Annotated in this window: 15 protein-coding genes and 1 tRNA gene; 9 read left to right on the forward strand and 7 right to left on the reverse strand. The window is 67.0% G+C overall.

What is annotated here, in order from left to right; translation table 11 throughout:
• Positions 1–19: 19 nt before the first annotated feature.
• Positions 20–1462 (forward strand): magnesium transporter, encoded by a 1443-nt coding sequence (gene mgtE, locus ACYJSS_RS08585; protein ID WP_111261906.1) that lies wholly within the window; start codon positions 20–22, stop codon positions 1460–1462.
• A 123-nt stretch (positions 1463–1585) separates the two neighbouring features.
• On the opposite strand, the gene ACYJSS_RS08590 is transcribed toward mgtE, so the two are convergent.
• Positions 1586–1912, reverse strand: coding sequence for an Arc family DNA-binding protein (locus ACYJSS_RS08590; RefSeq protein WP_031287390.1), 327 nt, complete (start codon positions 1910–1912; stop codon positions 1586–1588).
• Positions 1913–2434: 522 nt separating this feature from the next.
• Here ACYJSS_RS08590 and phnN point away from each other — a divergent pair.
• On the forward strand, positions 2435–2998 hold the full coding sequence (phnN, locus tag ACYJSS_RS08595; protein WP_111261907.1) for a phosphonate metabolism protein/1,5-bisphosphokinase (PRPP-forming) PhnN: 564 nt from the start codon (positions 2435–2437) through the stop codon (positions 2996–2998).
• A gap of 1 nt (position 2999) precedes the next feature.
• On the opposite strand, the gene ACYJSS_RS08600 is transcribed toward phnN, so the two are convergent.
• The 4 genes from ACYJSS_RS08600 to ACYJSS_RS08615 all read right to left on the reverse strand — a co-directional run bounded on the left by ACYJSS_RS08600 (position 3000) and on the right by ACYJSS_RS08615 (position 4342).
• Entirely contained in the window at positions 3000–3185 is a 186-nt protein-coding gene (locus tag ACYJSS_RS08600; RefSeq protein ID WP_111261908.1) for a PA3371 family protein, read from the reverse strand.
• 28 nt (positions 3186–3213) lie between these two features.
• Entirely contained in the window at positions 3214–3390 is a 177-nt protein-coding gene (locus tag ACYJSS_RS08605; RefSeq protein WP_158545606.1) for a hypothetical protein, read from the reverse strand.
• Between the two features lie 9 nt (positions 3391–3399).
• On the reverse strand, positions 3400–3636 hold the full coding sequence (locus tag ACYJSS_RS08610; protein ID WP_146603018.1) for a hypothetical protein: 237 nt from the start codon (positions 3634–3636) through the stop codon (positions 3400–3402).
• 238 nt (positions 3637–3874) lie between these two features.
• Complete coding sequence (locus ACYJSS_RS08615) at positions 3875–4342, reverse strand: Lrp/AsnC family transcriptional regulator (RefSeq protein WP_236206189.1); 468 nt, start codon at positions 4340–4342, stop codon at positions 3875–3877.
• 198 nt (positions 4343–4540) lie between these two features.
• Here ACYJSS_RS08615 and ACYJSS_RS08620 point away from each other — a divergent pair, with 198 nt between their 5' ends.
• Together ACYJSS_RS08620 and ACYJSS_RS08625 are read left to right on the forward strand one after the other, a co-directional pair.
• Entirely contained in the window at positions 4541–8008 is a 3468-nt protein-coding gene (locus ACYJSS_RS08620; protein ID WP_111261911.1) for an indolepyruvate ferredoxin oxidoreductase family protein, read from the forward strand.
• Between the two features lie 73 nt (positions 8009–8081).
• Positions 8082–9137: a Glu/Leu/Phe/Val family dehydrogenase gene (locus ACYJSS_RS08625; RefSeq protein WP_236206190.1), complete on the forward strand. Its 1056-nt coding sequence runs from the start codon at positions 8082–8084 to the stop codon at positions 9135–9137.
• A 51-nt stretch (positions 9138–9188) separates the two neighbouring features.
• On the opposite strand, the gene ACYJSS_RS08630 is transcribed toward ACYJSS_RS08625, so the two are convergent.
• Complete coding sequence (locus ACYJSS_RS08630; RefSeq protein WP_373875149.1) at positions 9189–9683, reverse strand: GNAT family N-acetyltransferase; 495 nt, start codon at positions 9681–9683, stop codon at positions 9189–9191.
• Between the two features lie 101 nt (positions 9684–9784).
• On the opposite strand from ACYJSS_RS08630, the gene ACYJSS_RS08635 reads away from it, so the two are divergent.
• A tRNA-Arg gene (locus tag ACYJSS_RS08635) sits at positions 9785–9861 on the forward strand.
• 57 nt (positions 9862–9918) lie between these two features.
• Here ACYJSS_RS08635 and ACYJSS_RS08640 read toward each other — a convergent pair.
• On the reverse strand, positions 9919–10416 hold the full coding sequence (locus tag ACYJSS_RS08640) for a DUF2165 family protein (RefSeq protein ID WP_236206195.1): 498 nt from the start codon (positions 10414–10416) through the stop codon (positions 9919–9921).
• Between the two features lie 371 nt (positions 10417–10787).
• On the opposite strand from ACYJSS_RS08640, the gene pqqF reads away from it, so the two are divergent.
• The 4 genes from pqqF (at position 10788) to nahK (ending at position 18920) form a co-directional block, all read left to right on the forward strand.
• A complete protein-coding gene (gene pqqF / locus ACYJSS_RS08645) occupies positions 10788–13256 on the forward strand; it encodes a pyrroloquinoline quinone biosynthesis protein PqqF (RefSeq protein ID WP_236206192.1) in 2469 nt (822 codons plus the stop codon).
• A gap of 277 nt (positions 13257–13533) precedes the next feature.
• Positions 13534–14715, forward strand: a complete 1182-nt coding sequence (locus ACYJSS_RS08650; protein WP_111261915.1) for a porin — start codon at positions 13534–13536, stop codon at positions 14713–14715.
• Positions 14716–15190: 475 nt separating this feature from the next.
• On the forward strand, positions 15191–16354 hold the full coding sequence (gene nosP, locus ACYJSS_RS08655) for a nitric oxide-sensing protein NosP (protein WP_111261916.1): 1164 nt from the start codon (positions 15191–15193) through the stop codon (positions 16352–16354).
• A complete protein-coding gene (gene nahK, locus ACYJSS_RS08660) occupies positions 16284–18920 on the forward strand; it encodes a hybrid sensor histidine kinase/response regulator NahK/ErcS' (RefSeq protein ID WP_111261917.1) in 2637 nt (878 codons plus the stop codon). The genes nosP and nahK overlap by 71 nt, the downstream gene beginning before the upstream one ends.
• The last annotated feature ends 129 nt before the right edge of the window (positions 18921–19049 follow it).

A 19049-nucleotide genomic window follows, 5' to 3' on the forward strand; every position in this document is an offset into this window, starting at 1 on the left:
ACTGGGGGTGGAGCGCGCTATGACCGAAGTAGAAGTAAGAAAGTCGCAAGAAAGCCTGCAGGACCGCCTCGCTCAGGTGGTCGATCTGCTGCATCGACACAAGCTGGTCGAAGACCTGACCCATCGTCAGGAGGGCCAGCACCAGGATCTCGTCGAGAACCTGGTCCATCGCCAGAATCTCGCCGAGCTGCAACGCAAGCTCGATGAGCTGCACCCCGCCGACATCGCCCACATTCTCGAAGCCCTGCCGCTTGGCGATCGCCTGACCGTCTGGCAACTGGTGAAGGCCGAGCGCGACGGCGACATCCTCCTCGAAGTCTCCGACTCGGTTCGTGAAACCCTGATCGCCGACATGGACGATCACGAGCTGCTCGCCGCCGCCAAGGAAATGGACGCGGACGAGCTGGCCGATCTCGCGCCCGAGCTGCCCCGTGATGTGATCCACGAGCTGATGGAGACGCTCGACGCCCAGCAGCGTGAGCGCGTGCGTTCCGCCCTGTCCTACGAAGAGGACCAGGTCGGTGCGCTGATGGACTTCGAGATGGTCACCATCCGCGAGGACGTGACCCTGGAAGTGGTGCTGCGCTACCTGCGTCGCCTCAAGGAGCTGCCGGGCCATACCGACAAGCTCTTCGTGGTCGACTACGACGGCATCCTCAAGGGCGTGCTGCCGATCAAGCGCCTGCTGGTGAACGATCCGGACAAGCAGGTGGCCGAGGTGATGGCCAGCGATCCCGTGAGCTTCCATCCGGACGAGGATGCCTATGACGCCGCTCAGGCGTTCGAGCGTTACGACCTTATTTCCGCGCCGGTGGTGGACAAGAACGGCAAGCTGATCGGCCGCCTGACCATCGACGAGATCGTCGACCTGATCCGTGAGGAGAGCGAGACCGAAGTCCTCAACATGGCCGGCCTGCGCGAGGAGGAAGACATTTTCGCCTCGGTGTGGAAGTCGGTCGGCAACCGCTGGGCCTGGCTGGCCGTCAACCTGGTCACTGCCTTCATCGCCTCGCGGGTGATCGGCCTGTTCGAAGGCTCTATCGAGAAGCTGGTGGCATTGGCGGCACTGATGCCCATTGTGGCGGGCATCGGCGGCAACTCCGGCAACCAGACCATCACCATGATCGTCCGCGCCATGGCGCTGGATCAGGTCGGCACTGGCAATACCAGCCGCCTGATGCGCAAGGAACTGGGGGTGGCGCTGGTCAACGGCCTGGTGTGGGGCGGGGTGATCGGCCTGGTTGCCTATTACCTCTATGACAGTTGGTCCCTGGGCGCGGTGATGACCGGAGCGATGACGCTCAACCTGCTGCTGGCCGCCCTGATGGGCGTGCTGATTCCGATGACCCTGGTGCGCCTGGGGCGGGACCCTGCCATGGGTTCCAGCGTGATGATCACCGCCATGACCGACAGCGGCGGCTTCTTCATCTTCCTGGGGCTTGCGACCGTCTTCCTGCTCTAGAAATCGTTGTCATGCAAAAGGCCCCGCATCTGCGGGGCCTTTTGCTGTGTGGCGCGTGAAAGCCAAATCACGGGCAAGAAAAAGCCGCCTCAAGGGGCGGCTCTCAATCGACGTGCTGCGAACTCAGGCTTCTTCGGCGGCGAGTTCGGCATCGTGGGCGATCAACGCAACCAGCGCATTTTGCTGGCGGCGGGAAAGCTGGCGGAAGCGTTGCAGCAGTTCGCGCTCGTGCAAAGACAGCTCAGGGCTGTCCAAGCGCATGGACAAACCTTCGTCCAGAGCGCCTTCCTGGAGCATGCTCTGCTCGAGGCGGGCGATGATCTCGGAGTTCATGCTGCGGTGATGGTTACGCGCCACATCGGCGATGCGCTCGCGCATGCCTTCTGGCAGACGGACGACGAACTTGTCAGCTGTGCGGCTGGAGTAAATAGCCTGTTTCATAGGGCGCATACATTTAAACCGGTTAGTTCAGGGAGCGATGCTGGCAATGAGCTATGTGATTGTCACCGGTTTGACCATCTTTAGCATCAGTCGTTCAACCATTCATCGCGATTGGCGTCATTATGACCTTGCAGTCACCTAAACGGTTCCTTGACGTCAAATCTGTGTCGCATTGTGCGCTGGGTAGCGGCTTTTTGCCAGCACCAGTTGTCCGAAATGCGAGTGAATATGCAAAAGGCTCCCATATGAATGCGGTAGGAGAGAAAAATTCCCCGCTCCGTTGCAGAAGGTTGCCGATTTCGTGCGCGACGGCACATCCAGCGCTCTGGGGCGGGCTTCCTGCATGTCAGAACCCGTTGCGTAAAGCGTAGCGCGCCTCCATAAAGCCAGCACTGGCAATTAGCTACTGTGCGACGTCCGGTATGAGCTGCCGGTGCATTCGGATGCTCCAAACTGCAATGCTTTCCGGGTAATGTGGCGTCCGCCGTGTGAGACGCGGTGATCGCAGCGGATGAACTTCCAGGTAAGCAGATGAATGGCAGGCTGTTCTATCTCATCGGACCCTCAGGCTCAGGCAAGGACAGCCTGCTCGATGCCGCCCGCGGGCCGCTCTCGCGCAGTGGCTGCCATATCGTGCGGCGCGTGATTACCCGCTCGGCCGAGGCGGTGGGCGAGGCGGCCGAGGCGGTTAGCCCCGAGCGTTTCGCGGAGATGGAGCGGAGCGGTGCCTTCGCCATGAGCTGGCACGCCAACGGCCTGTCGTATGGCATCCCGGTGCAGATGGATGAATGGCTGGCGGCGGGGGAGGATGTGCTGGTCAATGGCTCCAGGGGTTACCTGGGTGAGGCCCTGAAGCGCTATCCGGACCTCAAGCCCATCCTGCTGACAGTGGAGATGGACGTCCTGCGCCGGCGCCTGCAGGCCCGTGGTCGTGAGCCCGCCGAGGAGATAGAGGCGCGCCTGGCACGCAACGCCCGCTTCACCGAGTCCCTGCGGGAGGAGGGCGGTGGCGCCCTGTCGATCCTCGACAACTCCGGCCCCCTGGAGCAGACCCTGCAACGCCTGCTACAGCTGCTCGACCGGCCTCGGTCCTGAATCAGCGCAATACCGGGTCGAACTTCACCCGCTTGCCCACCATCAGCGCCACCAGCAGCAGCATCCCGCTGGCGCCCAGTGCCACCTTCACGGCTGCAGCCGGCCATGCGGCCTGCCAGGGTTCCAGCCAAAGGGTCAGGGTGAGCAGCAGGCTGATGATCAGGAACAGCACGGCTGACTTCGACATCTCGATCTCCTTGCCGACATAGGGATGCTTAAAAGAAAGGGTCGTAGTAATTGGCGATGCGCTCATCCCGATCACGCTCGGCTTTCTGTTCTTCCGCCAGACCCTGATCGGTGATGCGATCGATCACCCAGAGCGCTCCGCAGGTCCCTGCCGCCAGCAGCAGGATCAATCCCGGAAACACCATCCCCCACGCGGTCATGTCCATGCCGGTTGCTCAGAACGACAGGCGTTGGGCGGGACGAGGTTGCCACTCGCTGCTCTGCAGCTGGCGCACCTTCGGCTTCTGATCGCCCGACTGGGTGGCGTATTCGAATTGCACTGGCGTCGGGTTGATTCGCTCGACCAGATGTTTCACGGCCTGTTGCTGCTGGTTGCTCTGCAGCGCGGCGAAGGCGCTGGCGGCCAGGAGCGTCAATACGGTTGCTGCGAGGAGCGTGATGACACTGTTCATGATCGGGGCTCGCATCCAGAATTCTCATGACTGGAATAGAGCAGGTGTCATGCCAAGCTCGAATATTTAAAAAATCCTTTAAAATCAATTGTTTGTATGTGTTCGGCAAGGTGCTTTCCGTGCACTTTGCAAGGCGCCCGATTTTTGTCCATTGCAAATTGCACGGGTGCAGGCCGGCAGGGCTACGCCGCTTCGCTTGTTCCGGCACCAAGCGCTCTGGAATGGGGGCCACGAGCGTTCAGTCCAGCGGCAGCTCGGTCGTGCGCTTCACCTCGCTCATGGCGATGTTCGAATGCGCTTCCAGTACATGTGGGCGCTGCAGCAACTGGTCACGCAGGAAGCGCTCGTAGCTGCCGATATCCCGCGCCACCACTTTCAGCAGGTAATCCGAACCGCCGGCCATCGTGTAGCACTCCAGCACCTCCGGGTAGCCGACGATGGCCTCCTCGAACTCGGTCAGGTTGTTGCGCCCGTGGGCCGAGAGCTTGATGTTGACGAACACCGTGATGGAGAAACCCAGCAACCTGGGGTTGAGCAGGGCGACCTTGCGCTCGATCAGCCCCTCTTCCTGCATGCGGTTGATGCGGCGCCAGCAGGGCGACTGGGACAGCTCCACCTTCTCGGCCACTTCGGCAGCCGACAGATCGGCATTGTGTTGCAGCAGGCGGAGGATCTTGCGATCGATAGGGCTCAGAGAGTTGTGCATGAATAAGTCCGCAATCTTGTTTTTGTTGGAAGGATCATGCGCAGTATTGGCATTCTGGCCCGAAAATAGAAAGAAAAAAGCAGAACCCTTCAGTCAGATTATTGAGCATGCGTCCCGGGCGGTGATCCTGCCGCGGGACAGGAGGATGGCGCTAACCGTAGCCATCCTGGTCGCCATAAAAATAAAAGGAGCGCCCGCATGTCTCTGGCCGAGATCCGCCTGGATGACAAATACCGGCTTGCAACCGGTCATCTGTACCTCACCGGCACCCAGGCGCTCACCCGCCTGCCGATGCTGCAGAAGCAACGCGATGCGGCCCATGGCCTGAACACCGCCTGCTTCATCTCCGGCTATCGGGGTTCGCCCCTCGGCAACCTCGACAAGAGCCTCTGGGAGGCCAAGTCCTTCCTCCAGGAAAACCACATCCACTTCCAGCCGGGTGTCAACGAAGAGCTCGCCGCCACCGCCGTATGGGGCAGCCAGCAGACCAGCCTGTTCCCCGGCGCGCGCTACGACGGCGTGTTCTCCATGTGGTACGGCAAGGGCCCGGGCGTAGACCGCTGCGGCGACGTCTTCAAGCATGGCAACTCCGCCGGCGTCGCGCCCCATGGCGGCGTGCTGTTGCTGGCCGGTGACGACCACGGCTGCAAGTCTTCCAGCATCGCCAACCAGAGCGAGCACGCCTTCATCGCCGCCTCCATCCCGGTGCTCAACCCGGCCAACGTCCAGGAGATCCTCGACTACGGCATCATCGGCTGGGAGCTCTCGCGCTACAGCGGCTGCTGGGTGGCACTCAAGACCATCGCCGAGAACGTCGACTCCTCCGCCGTGGTGGACGTCGACCCGCTGCGCATCGACGTGAAGATCCCCAGCGACTTCGTCCTCCCCGAGGACGGCGTGCACATCCGCTGGCCCGACCCGCCGCTCGCCCAGGAAAAACGCCTCAACACCTACAAGATCTACGCCGCCCGCGCCTTCGCCCTGGCCAACGACCTCAACCAGGTCAAGCTCGACTCGCCCAACCCGCGCCTGGGCATCATCACCACCGGCAAGTCCTACCTCGACGTGCGCCAGGCCCTGGTGGACCTCGGCCTGGACGACGAACTCTGCGCCAGGGTCGGCCTGCGTGTGCTGAAGATCGGCATGAGCTGGCCGCTGGAGCCGGTCTCCGTGCACCAGTTCGCCGAAGGCCTGGACGAAATCCTCGTGGTCGAGGAGAAGCGCAGCATCATTGAGGACCAGCTCACCGGCCAGCTCTACAACTGGCCGGTGGACAAGCGCCCACGCGTGGTCGGCGAGTTCGACGAGCACGGCAACTCCCTGCTGCCCAACCTCAGCGAGCTGACCCCCGCGATGATCGCCCGCGTCATCGCCAGGCGCCTGGCGCCCATCTACTCCAGCGAGCAGATCGAATCGCGCCTGGCCTTCCTCGCCGCCAAGGAAAAGGCCCTCGCCGAGCCCAAGCACACCACCGTGCGCACCCCGCATTTCTGCTCCGGCTGCCCGCACAACACCTCCACCAAGCTGCCCGAAGGCAGCCGCGCCCAGGGCGGCATCGGCTGCCACTACATGACCCAGTGGATGGACCGCAACACCGACACCTTCACCCAGATGGGCGGGGAGGGCGCCACCTGGATCGGCCAGGCCCCCTTCACCGACACGCCGCACATCTTCCAGAACCTCGGCGACGGCACCTACTTCCACTCCGGCCAGCTGGCCCTGCGCGCCGCCGTGGCCGCTGGGGTCAACATCACCTACAAGATCCTCTACAACGACGCCGTGGCCATGACCGGCGGCCAGCCCATCGACGGCGAACTGCGCGTCGACCAGCTCAGCCAGCAGGTCTTCGCCGAGGGCGTCAAACGCATCGCCCTGGTCACCGACGAACCCGAGAAGTACCCCACCCGCGCCACCTTCGCGCCCATCGTCACCTTCCACCACCGCCGCGAGCTGGACGCCGTGCAGCGCGAGCTGCGCGAGTTCAAGGGCGTCTCGGTGATCATCTACGACCAGACCTGCGCCACCGAGAAACGCCGCCGCCGCAAGCGCGGCAAGCTCGTCGACCCGGCCAAGCGTGCCTTCATCAACCCCGCCGTGTGCGAGGGTTGCGGCGACTGCAGCGTCAAGTCCAACTGCCTCTCCGTGCTGCCGCTGGAGACCGAGCTGGGGCGCAAGCGCGAGATCGACCAGAACGCCTGCAACAAGGACTTCTCCTGCCTCGAAGGCTTCTGCCCCAGCTTCGTCACCGTCCACGGCGGCGAGCTGCGCAAGCCCGAGGCGGTCGGCAGCGGCGCCCTGTTCGCCGTGCTGCCCGAGCCGCGCCAGCCGAGCCTGGAGCGCCCCTGGAACATCCTCCTGCCCGGCGTTGGTGGCAGCGGCGTGACCACCGTCGGTGCCCTGCTGGGCATGGCCGCCCACATCGAAGGCAAGGGCTGCAGCGTGCTCGACCAGGCCGGCCTGGCGCAGAAGTTCGGCCCGGTCATCACCCACATCCGCATCGCCGCCAGGCAGGACGACATCTACGCCGTGCGCATCGCCGCCGGCGAGACCGACCTGCTGCTCGGCTGCGACCTGGTGGTCGCTGCCAGCGAAGAGGCCCTGGCCAAGCTCAACGAGCGCATCGCCACCGCCGTGGTCAACAGCCACGAGGCCGCCACCGCCGAGTTCACCCGCAACCCGGATGCCCAGGTCCCCGGCCAGGCCATGCAACAGGCGCTGATCGAGGCCGTCGGCGCGGAGAAAACCCACTTCATCGACGCCACCCGCCTGGCCACCCGCCTGCTCGGCGACAGCATCGCCACCAACCTGTTCATGCTCGGCTACGCCTACCAGCGCGGGCTGGTGCCGGTCTCCGCCGAAGCCATCGAGAAGGCCATCCAGCTCAACGGCGTGGCGGTGAAGCTCAACTGCGAAGCCTTCCTCTGGGGGCGCCGCGCCGCCCACGACCTGGCGGCGGTAGAGAAGCTCGCCGCACCGGAAGTGGCCGAAGCCAAGCCCTGCGAGAGCCTCGAGGACATCATCCGCTTGCGCGTCGACTTCCTCACCGCCTACCAGGACGCCGGCTACGCCAAGCGCTACAGCGACCTGGTCGAGCGTGTGCGCCGGGTCGATGAAAGCGCCGGCAAGGAACTCACCGAAGCCGTCGCCCGCTACTACTTCAAGGTCCTCGCCTACAAGGACGAGTACGAAGTGGCGCGCCTGTACAGCGATGGTGAATTCCGCAAGCGCCTGCGCGCCCAGTTCAGCGGCGACTACCGCCTGCAGTTCCACCTGGCGCCGTCCTGGCTGGCCAAGCGCGACCCCGCCACCGGGCAACCGCGCAAGCGCAGCTTCGGCCCGTGGATGCTCAAGGCCTTCGGCCTGCTGGCCACGTTCAGGTTCCTGCGTGGCAGCGCGCTGGACCCCTTCGCCTACAGCGAGGAGCGGCGCCTGGAGCGCGAGCTGATCGTCCGCTACGAAGACAACGTCGAAGCCGTGCTCGCCCACCTGCGCGGCGACAACTACCGCGTCGCCGTGGCCATCGCCGAACTGCCGGAACAGATCCGTGGCTACGGCCACGTCAAGGAGAAGGCCCTGGCCAAGGTCCGCGAGCACGAGGCGCAATTGCGCGCCCAGCTGCTGGCTACCGAGATCAAGGTCGTGCGCCTGTTCGACTCCGCCGCCTGACGCCTTCCCATCACCGGCCTTCCCACGGGGGAAGGCCGGCGTTCACCCAGACAATCGCATGCAGAGGTAAACCATGTCCGTCTTCTCCCACGTCGAATTCGATGGCCACGAACAGGTCGTCTTCGGTCACGACAAGGCATCCGGCCTCAAGGCCATCATCGCCATCCACAACACCCAACTCGGCCCCGCCCTCGGCGGCTGCCGCATGTGGAACTACTTCAACGACGAGCAGGCCCTGCGCGACGTGCTGCGCCTGTCCCGCGGCATGACCTACAAATCCGCCCTCGCCAACCTGCCCCTGGGCGGGGGCAAGGCCGTGATCATCGGCGACCCGCACAAGGGCAAGAGCGAAGCGCTGTTCCAGGCCATGGGCGATTTCGTCGACAGCCTCGGCGGGCGCTACATCACTGCCGCCGACTCCGGCACCGGCCCGGCCGAGATGCAGATCATGGCCGAGCGCAGCCGCCACGTGGCCGGCGCCAACCAGCGCGAAGCCTTCGACGGCGGCGTGCGCAGCGGCGACCCGTCGCCGTCCACCGCCTATGGCGTGTTCATCGGCATCCAGGTGGCGGTCAAGCATCGCCTGCGCCGCGACGACCTCAAGGGCCTGCGCGTCGCCATCCAGGGCGTCGGCCAGGTCGGCTTCCACCTCGCCAGCCTGCTACGCCAGGCCGGCGCCGAACTGTGGGTGACCGACATCGTCGAAGCCAACGTGCGTCGTGCCGTCGAGCAACTGGGGGCCAAGGCCGTCGGGCAGCACGAGATCTATGGGCTGGACGTCGACGTCTTCGCGCCCTGCGCCATGGGCGGCATCATCAACCCGCAGAGCCTGGAAGCGCTGCGCGTGCCGATCATCGCCGGCGCCGCCAACAACCAGCTGGCCGACGCGCAACTGGCCGAGGAACTCAAGCGCAACGGCTGCCTCTATGCGCCGGACTACGCCATCAACGCCGGCGGCATCATCGACGTCTACTTCGAGCGCAGCGGCGGCAGCGCGGCCGAACTCAAGGCGCACATCGAAGGCATCGGCAACACCCTGCGGCAGATCTTCATCCGCGCCGACGAGGAAGGTCGTACGACCACCGAGGTCGCCGACCGCCTCGCCGAAGAGCGCTTCGGTCGCGCCTGACCAGGCGGCGGGAAGGGCGGCCGAAACACGCCGCCATTCCCGTGGGCGGTGTCAGATATCCAGGTACAGGCTGATCCCGTGGGGCTTGTAGCCCAGCGACTCATAGAAGCGATGGGCCGCCTCGCGGCTCTGCCCGCTGGACAGCACCAGCTTGTAGCACCCCCAGGCACGGCCGCGCTCGGCGGCCTTGTCCATCAGCGCCTGGCCAATGCCCAGGCCGCGCGCGTCCTTGTCCACCACCACGTCCTCGACTATCGCCGAGCGCGCGAAGTTGTGCGCCAGGTGCTCAACCAGGATCACCGTGCAGGTGCCCAGCAGTCGCCCGTCACGCTCCGCCACCACCACCTCGCGGCCACTGGGCAGCTCCGCGAGGCGCAAGGCCAGCAGCGCATGGTCGGGGCGCGACTCATCCTCGCCCAGCTGGTGCAGCAGGGCGGCCAGCGCCGGTGCATCCGCCGAGCTGGCGGCGCGCAGGGTCACGGTGGTGAAGGGAGAGTCGGGCAGGTGCTGCGGGAGTGGCTGGGGCATGGCGGCGGTCCCTCTGATTTTTGCGGAAGTATGGTGCAGTGCCGTGGCAGTGGCATGACAAAACGCGCAGGCGCCGTTAACATGCCGCCCGTTCGCACCGACAGACCGTCGTGCGTGCCGTCTCAGTAGCTCAATTGGATAGAGCATCCCCCTCCTAAGGGGAAGGTTGGTGGTTCGAGCCCACTCTGGGACACCATGAATACCCAAGCCCCGCACAGCGCAAGCTGGCGGGGCTTTTTCATGGCCGCGGGGCTCAGGCCTCGCCGCCGTCATTGGGCAGCGTCAGGTAGATCAGCACCGCCAGCAGGGTGATGAAGAAGCGAAAGGCGTCCGGCACGCCGTTCCACTGCTCCGACATCCACATGCCGAACCATTCCCCGCCCACCGACATGAACGCCACCTGCCAGGTGAGGAAGCCCAGCGTCAGCCCGGCGATGGCCCAGCGCTTGGCCGCGCGGAAGCCGGCGGCGTCGGCCTTGCGCGCCCGCAGCAGGTGCAGGCCGCCGACCCAGCAGAGCAGGGCGGTGGTGGTTTCCAGGGCGATGATGCCCAGGTAGCCGGCGTGGTGGACCCAGGGCGTCTCGATGGCGCGGTACATCAGCTGGTTGCCGGGGAAGGTGGTGTCCATGAGGAACACGTGGTGGACGAAGGCGAAGTTGGTGCCGTAGTCGGTCACGTTGTTGAAGGCCACCAGCGAGGCGAAGAAGGCCATGGCCAGCACCATGAGGGCTTTGGAAAGGCGGATCGTGATCATCATTGTGTTTCCTGCAATGGCGAACCGGATCGCGCGCGCAGCCGTCCCGCCCGGCATGCGGCGGGCAGGGCGAGGCCGGGTCGCGCGCGGCGACGGGCTCGGGTCGGGGTCGTATGCCTGGGCGGGCCAGGCGAAGGGGCGCAGGGGGCGCCAAGGTGCGGAGATCGGGACTGGAGGACCTGAGGCCGGCGCCGTACCGGGAAGCACGGCAACCCGGCTGGATGGAACGCCGCACGGGAAGGAGCGCGGATTCTCGACGCATCCGCATGCCGCGGTCAATCGCTCGGGGGCGGTTCGGCTGAACGAAAGAACCATTGCCGTGAGGGCCGGTCTTGAGGATGCTGAGCGAAACTTTCCATGGTGCCCGGATGACGCCCGTTCCCGACCCCGCCAGCCGTTCCCTGCTCCTCGACAACGGCCTCGCCGTGCAGCTGCGCCACGTGCCCGGCGCGCAGCGGGCGGCGGCGGCGCTGCGGGTGGCCGCCGGCAGCCATGACGAGCCGCGCGACTGGCCCGGGCTTGCGCATTTTCTCGAACACCTGCTGTTCCTCGGTGGCCTGCGTTACCCCGACCAGCAGCGGCTCATGCCCTTCGTCCAGGCCTGCGGCGGGCGCCTCAATGCCAGCACCCAGGCCCGCTACACCGACTTCTTCTTCGAGCTGCCGCCCGCGCGCCTGGAAGCCGGCCTGGCGCGGCTGCTGGACATGCTCGGCGCGCCGCAGCTGGTGATCGACGCGCAGCTGCGCGAGCGCGAGGTGCTGCAGGCCGAATACCTGGCGCGCGCCCGCGACACCTGGACCCAGGCCCAGTCTGCGCTCGCGGCGGCGCTGGCGCCGGGGCACCCGCTGGCCGACTTCCATGCCGGCAACCGCGACAGCCTGGCGGTGGAGGACCCGGCGTTCCAGGCCGGACTGACCGCCTTCCACCAGGCCCACTACCAGGGCGCGCGCATGCGCCTGGTGCTGCTCGGGCCGCAATCGCTGGACGAACTCGCCGGGCTCGCGCAGTACCTTGCGGGTTCGCTGCCCGGCGGTGCGCCCGCCGCCCCGCGCCCGGCGCCCGCATTGCTGCCGCTGGTCAGCCACAGCCTGCGCATGTGCCTGCCCGGCGCGGCGCGCAGCTGGCTGGCTTTCGCCCTGGAGGGCCAGCCGGCCGCCTTGCCCCAGGCGCTGGAGGTGTTGCGCGAACTGCTGCAGGACGAGGCCGAGGGCAGCCTGCAGGCCTGGCTCGCCGAGCAGGGCCTGTGCGATGGATTGCAACTGCTCGTGCCCCATCTCGACCAGGACCAGGCGCTGCTGGTGCTGGACCTGGCTCTCGCCGACGCCCGCCCCGAAAGCCGCGCGCGCCTCGAGGCGGCGCTGTTCCACTGGCTCGCCGCCCTGCGCGAGCAGGAGCCCTGGCGCGATCTCCTGGCCCGCCACCAGGCCCGCGCCGGTCATGCCCATCCGGCGCCGCTGGAGCAGGCGCGCAGCCTGCTGGAACGTGGCGGGGACCCACCAGCGCCCCTGGAGGCGCGCGATTTCGCCCGCCTGCTCGCGCAGCTCACGCCGCCCCGGCTGATCCGCCTGTTCGCCAGCGAGGCGGCGGTCGCCGGCCGCGTGCAGGTCGCCGGCTTCCCGCTGGAACTGGAAGAGGAGGGCATCCCGCCCTGGCCTGCCGTCGACGTGCGATGGCGCTTCTCCGGCGTCCCCATGTTCAGCCCCTTCGAGGTCACGGCTGCGCGGGGGGTGGACGACATGCCGCTGTTGCACCACTGGGGGGATGCCGAGCGCGCGGCGGTGTTCCTGCGCTGGCGTTTGCCGACCGAGCCTGTCGATGGCGGCTTCTTCCAGGCATTGCAGCGCGCGTTGCGGGCGACCCAGAGCCGCGCCCAGCAGCAGGGCGTCGCCATCGATTTCAGCGAACAGGGCCGCGATTGGCGGCTGAGCCTGCGGGGTGCCGCCGGATTGCTGCCGCCGGTGCTCGACGCGGTGCTCAAGACCCTGTTCGAACCGCCCCTGGCCGCCTGCGAACAGGGACGGCGCCTGCACCGCGCCTGGCTCAACCGCGAGGCCGGCGAGCTGCCGATCCGCCAGCTGTTGCGCGGGTTGCCGGGTCGCCTGGATGCCGTCGCGGCGCCCCGTCCGGATGACGAACCGGTCTCACCCGCGCGCCTGGGCCGCATTTGGGCGCGCACCGCCTGGGAGGTCATGGCCGTAGGCCTCGACGAGCGCTCGCGCAAGGGCCTGGCCGGCGTCTTGCGCGGTGTGCCCGGGTGGCACCTCGACGGCCATGCCCCGGCGGCCCCCACCGCCACGCGGCGTTGGCACCCGGTGGCGGTGCAGGGCGATGCCGCCCTGCTGCTGTTCTGCCCGCTGCCCGATCGCCAGGCAGAGACCGAAGCCACCTGGCAGTGGCTGGCGCGTTGCCTGGAGGCGGGCTTCTACCAGCGCCTGCGCAGCGAGCTGCAACTGGGCTACGCCGTGTTCTCCGGCTTCCGCCTGATCAACGGCCACGCCGGCCTGCTGTTCGGCGTGCAGTCACCCAGCGCCACGGTGGCGCAGGTCCTCGGGCACATCGAGGCCTTTCTCGCCGGCCTGGACGAGGCGCTGACGGACGGCGAGGCCCCGCGCCAGGCCCTGCTGGCGCAGCTGCGCAGCGGCGATGAGGACGCGGCCGAGCGTGCCTGGAACCTGCACCTGGCCGGTCGCGCCCCCGACTGGCCCGACCGCGTCGCCGATGCCCTCGAACAGGCCGGCCGCGATGACCTGCTCGCCGCCCTGGAGGCCCTGCAGCAGGCCCGTGGCGGCTGGCTGGCGCTCGCCAACGCTGCACGCCCCGACTCCCGCTGGCACTGATACCTCCTCCTTTCGCGCCCTCGCCAGCCGCCCAATCCCCTACCAAGGCAGCGGTACGACCCCCTTCCCAGGTCGTGCCGCCGGCCTCGTCCGTCCGTTGCGACTTGCGCCCCGCTACCGCCGAGGGGGGCGGCCCGCACCTTCCCGCCAGGGCCGTACAGGGCCCGCCAAAGCACCGGCGAAACAGCCACAAGGCCGCATATGGCGGGCGTTCCGGCGTTTCGATAATCGCCTCCGTCACGGCTCGAGCGAGTCGTCCCACCCAGCGGAGAGCGCCATGTACAACAACAAGAACGTCACCATCGGATTCCTGCCCCTCGCCCTCACCACCGGCCTGGCCCTGGCTGTCATGGAACAGGCCAAGGCCGAGATCGTCCTCTACGACAAGGACGACACCACCTTCTCCACCGACGGCTACGTCAACGCCTTCTACGTCAACAGCGACGTCGACCGCGAGGGCGAGCAGTTCGACCGTCGCCAGTCGCGGGTGAAGATGGGCTTTTTGCCCAACTGGATCGGCTTCAACATGGGCAAGCAGGTGGATGACCTCAAGCTCGGTGCCCGCGCCTCCTTCTGGGTGACCATCAACGACAGCGAAACCAACGGCACCGACACCGCCATCGACGTCCGCCAGTTCTATGGCACCGTCGCCAGCGACTGGGGCGAGGTGCTGGTGGGCAAGGACTTCGGCCTGTTCGCCCGCTCCAACATCCTCCTCGACGAGATGCTCGCCGGTTACGGCCAGGTCAGCGACACCCTGGGCCTGGTGGACGGCGGTGGCGTCTCCTTCGGCAACATCGGCAGCGGCTACCCCTATCCGTTCCCCACCTCGCAGATCACCTACCGCAGCCCCAAGAGCGACGGCCTGCGCCTGGCCGTGGGCATCATGGACCCGGTGGACACCAACGACGACAGCCCCACCGGCAAGGCCTACCAGGAAAACCCGCGCTTCGAATCCGAGCTCACCTACGAGTTCGAGCTGGGCGGCGCGCAGATCTACTCCTGGGTCAACGGCGGCTACCAGACCTCCGACAACACCGACCCGGCCGTGGACAGCGTCACCTCCAAGGGGCTGGGCTACGGCGTGCAGGCGAAGATGGGCGCCTTCTCGGTGGTGGGCTCCGGCTTCCAGGCCAAGGGCATCAACCCCTTCTTCACCAACAACGCCGGCGAGGCGACCCTGCGTGAAGTCGACAGCGACGGCTACCTGCTGCAGGGCTCCTACCGCTTCGGCAAGAACCGCCTGGCGCTCTCCTACGGCAAGACCAAGGACGACGGCAACGGTGCGGTGAACACCGGGGCCGACTACGAGACCCGCGGCATCGCCCTGTTCCATGACGTCAACGACAACCTCAAGCTGGTCGCCGAATACAACCAGTTCGAAATCGACGGCCACGCCGGCTCCGCGCAGAACGAAGACACCGACACCGTCGCCCTCGGCCTGGTGCTCAACTGGTAAGGCTCCACCCTGCAATGCTCCCTTGTGTTTTGGCGGGATGGCGCATGCCTCCCGCCTTTTTTGCGTTCTATGGGGAGTGGTTTCGCCAATGAATTCGTTCCTACCCTGGTGGGCTACAGAAAGCGTCATGCCACCGATGGACGCGACCGCTGCGTAGGGTGGAGGTCGCTTTTTACCTCCACCAGGCGGAGCCGGGCCGTGGCACATCGTGATGCCTGATGCCCCTATCGAAGGCGCCCATCCTGCGAAGAGCTCGCAGCCCCGCGTAGGTGTGCCGCGCGCACCTCGAAGATCACGCGCACACCCATCCAGGACCGAATGAGCACGGTTGGGGCGGCTCCACGAGGCCGAACGCAATCGTCAGTGCCGCCTCATCCCTTCGAACGAGCCCGCCACTACCCAAGAAGGATGGGGCGGCCCCGGGTCGCTCCGTAGAATCCACAGCAACTGCAGGCCCATTTGCGAGAGGCGCCCCATGCAACAGCACCAGGACGAGGGCGTGGTCACCGCCATGTCCAGCGCCACCGAGGCCGAGGCCGTGGCCCAGGACCTGGCGCGCCAGCTGATCCACCCGCACCTGGGCTTCGTGCTGTTCTTCTGCTCGGCGGAATACGACCTGCCGGCCCTGGGCGCAGCCCTGGAGCAGTACTTCGGCGGCATCGAGCTGGTGGGCTGCACCAGCGCCGGCGAAATCACCCCCAATGGCTACGGGCGCGGCTGCGTCAGCGCGGTGGGCTTCGACTACCGCAGCTTCTCCATCGGCTGCGCGCTGATCGACGAGATGGAGCGCTTCAGCCTGATCGACGCCCAGCAACTGGTGGAACGCCTGGTCGGTGACTGCCGCAGCAACTCCCTGGCGCCGATCAAGGACCACAGCTTCGCCCTGACCCTGCTCGACGGCCTCTCCAGCCGCGAAGAAGTGGTGCTCGCCGCCCTCAGCGCCGCCTTCGGCAGCATCCCGCATTTCGGCGGCTCGGCCGGCGACGACAACCATCTCACCCACACCCACGTCTACCACGGTGGCCAGTTCCACACCGGCGCGGCGGTGGTGGTGCTGGTCAATACCCAGCTGGATTTCGAAGTCTTCAGCACCCACCACATCCTGCCCAGCGACGAGAAGCTGGTGGTCACCCGCGCCGACAGCGCCAGCCGCCGCGTCTTCGAACTCAACGCCGAGCCCGCCGCCCAGGAATACGCCCAGTGGATCGGCGTGCCGCTGGCGGCACTGGACCACCGCCTGTTCGCCGCCCACCCGCTGGCGGTGCGGGTCAACGACCAGTACTACGTGCGCTCCATCCAGCGGGTCAACGACGACCTCAGCCTCAGCTTCTACTGCGCCGTGGAGAACGGCATCGTCCTCACCGGCATGCGCCCGGGGCCGCTGCTACCCAACCTGCAGGCCCTGTTCCAGCGCCTGGAGCAGCGCCTCGGCCCGCCACTGCTGACCATCGGCTGCGACTGCTTCCTGCGCCGCCTGGAAATCGAGAGCGACGGCGGCGTCGAGCAGACCGGCGAATTCCTCCGTCGCCAGCGCGTCATCGGCTTCAACACCTACGGGGAACAGTTCAATGGCATGCACATCAACCAGACCTTCACCGGTGTCGCCATCGGACGCCGCCCCGGCGATGCAGGCCGCTGACTACGAAGCGCGCATCGCTCGGCTGGAGGGTGAGAACCACAAGCTCAAGCGCATCAACGCCGCGCTGATCGAGCGGGTCGAATCCAGCGCCGCCCGCCGCGACGACGCCTACGCCGCCTTCCAGCACTCGGTGGTGCTGGCCGAGCAGGTGCGCGAACGCACCGACGCGCTGAACCAGGCCATGTCCGAACTCAAGGCCAGCAACCAGCTGCTCAGCGACGCCCGGCTGCGCGCCGAGACGGCCCACCAGCACCTGGTGGACGCCATCGAAAGCATCTCCGACGCCTTCGTGCTGTTCGACAAGGAGCAGCGCATCGTCCTGTTCAACAGCCGCTTCAAGTCCTTCTGGGCCAACAGCCGCGCGCGCATCATCAGCGGCACCCGGCTCTCGGAGATCAAGCGCCTGGCCGAAAGCACCGGGCTGATCGTCGAAGAGCAGCGCAGCAGCGACAACGAACACAGCCTCTACCGCCTGCAGGACGGGCGCTGGGTGCAGGTCAGCGAGCGGCCCACCCGCGAGGGCGGGCTGGTGATCCTCTACACCGACATCACCGACCTGAAGATCAGCGAAACCATGCGCCGCGAGCAGGCCCTGGCGCAGAAATCGCGCCTGCTGCAGCGCGCCGTGGACAACCTCTCCCAAGGCATGGCCATGGTCGGCGCCGAAGGCACCCTGGAGCTGTGGAACCACCGCTTCCTCGAACTCTGCGGCCTGGCGCCGATCCAGGCGCACCGGCCCTTCGCCGAGGTCATGGCCGACAGCGAGCTGGCGCTGCTCACCCCGCAGACCCGCGACGCCAACGGTCGCCCGGTGCGCGAGCTGGAGCAGCGCCTGTTCGACGGCCGCATGCTGGAGGTGCGCACCCACGCGCTGCCCACCGGCGGCTTCGTCAACACCTTCACCGACATCACCGAGCGCTACCGCCACGCCGAGGCCCTGGCCGAAAGCGAACGCTGGATCCGCCTGATCACCGACCACGTGCCGGCGCTGATCGCCTACCTCAACGCCGAGCTGGTCTACGAATTCACCAACAAGGTCTACGAGGAGTGGTACCGCTGGCCCCGTGGCGGCATGCTCGGCCAACGCCTGCGCGAGGTGCACAGCGAGGAGCACTGGCGGCGCCTGGAACCCTATGTGGAGCGGGCGCTGTCCGGCGAGAGCGTCACCTTCGAGGTGGCCGAAACCAACCTCAACGGCCAGGAGCGCTACATGCTGCGCTCCTACGTGCCCAACCGCCTGGCCAACGGCGAGGTGGTCGGCATCTTCGTGCTGATCCGCGACATCACCGAGCGCCGCCGCACGGCCGAAGCCCTGCACCTGGCCTACCAGAACCTGGAGCAGCGGGTGCGCGAACGCACCGCCGAGCTCACCCAGCTCAACGACCAGCTGCTGCGCGAGATTGGCGAGCGCAGCCAGGTGGAACTGCGCCTGCGCGAAGCCAAGCGCGAGGCCGAGCAAGCCAACCTGTCGAAGACCAAGTTCCTCGCCGCCGTCAGCCACGACCTGCTGCAACCCTTGAACGCCGCGCGATTGTTCACCAGTGCCTTGCAAGAGCAGCGCGAGCAGGCGGTGAGCACGGCGCTGGTGCGCAACATCAGCAACTCGCTGGATGACGTGGAAAGCCTGCTGGGCACCCTGGTGGACATCTCCAAGCTCGACGCCGGGGTGATCAAGCCCGACATCGCGCCCTTCGCCGTCAGCGAGCTGCTCGACAACCTCGCCGTGGAGTTCCGCCAGGCGGCCGCCAGCGAAGGGCTCAGCCTGCATTTCGTGCCCAGCTCGGCGCTGGTGCGCAGCGACATCCAGCTGCTGGCGCGCATCCTGCGCAACCTGCTCAGCAACGCCATCCGCTACACCCCCAGCGGCCGCGTGCTGCTGGGCTGCCGGCGGCACCGGCAGAGCCTGTCCATCGAAGTCTGGGACAGCGGCATCGGCATCGCCGAGGACAAGCTCAAGGAGATCTTCCAGGAGTTCAAGCGCGGCGACTCGCAGCGGCCCAAGCAGGACCGTGGCCTGGGTCTGGGCCTGGCCATCGTCGACAAGATCGCCGGCATGCTCGGCCACCGCATCCAGGTGCGCTCGCGCCTCGGCCAGGGCTCGCGCTTCTGCGTCGAGGTGCCCCTGGCCAAGCGCGCACCCCGGGCACGGGTCGAGGCGAGCACGCCGGACATGCTGGTGGAGCGCCTGCACGGCTCGCGGGTCTGGGTGCTGGACAACGACGCGGCCATCTGCGCCGGCATGCGCACCCTGCTCGAAGGCTGGGGCTGCCAGGTGGTCACCGCGCTCTCGGAAGAAGACCTCGCCCGCCAGGTGGACAACTACCACGCCGACGCCGACCTGCTGATCGCCGACTACCACCTGGACAACGGCCACAACGGCGTCGACGCCGTCGCCAGCATCAACGCCCGCCGCGGCACCGCCTTGCCCGCCCTGATGATCACCGCCAACTACAGCAACGAACTGCGCCAGCAGATGCGCGAGCTCGGCCACACCCTGATGCACAAACCCGTCCGCCCGATGAAGCTCAAGGCCGCGATGAACCACCTGATCGAACGGGGCGGGTGAAGGGCGCACGGCAAGCCCCGTGCGCCGATGTGCTCTTGCAGGCTGTGCTGCGCGCACCGGTCCCGCGCTCGGCCCGTCCGGCGCACTCCGACAGCCTCCGTGCCGCTCCCACCTTTTGAGGTGCGCACG

This window comes from Pseudomonas sp. No.21, from assembly GCF_054558415.1.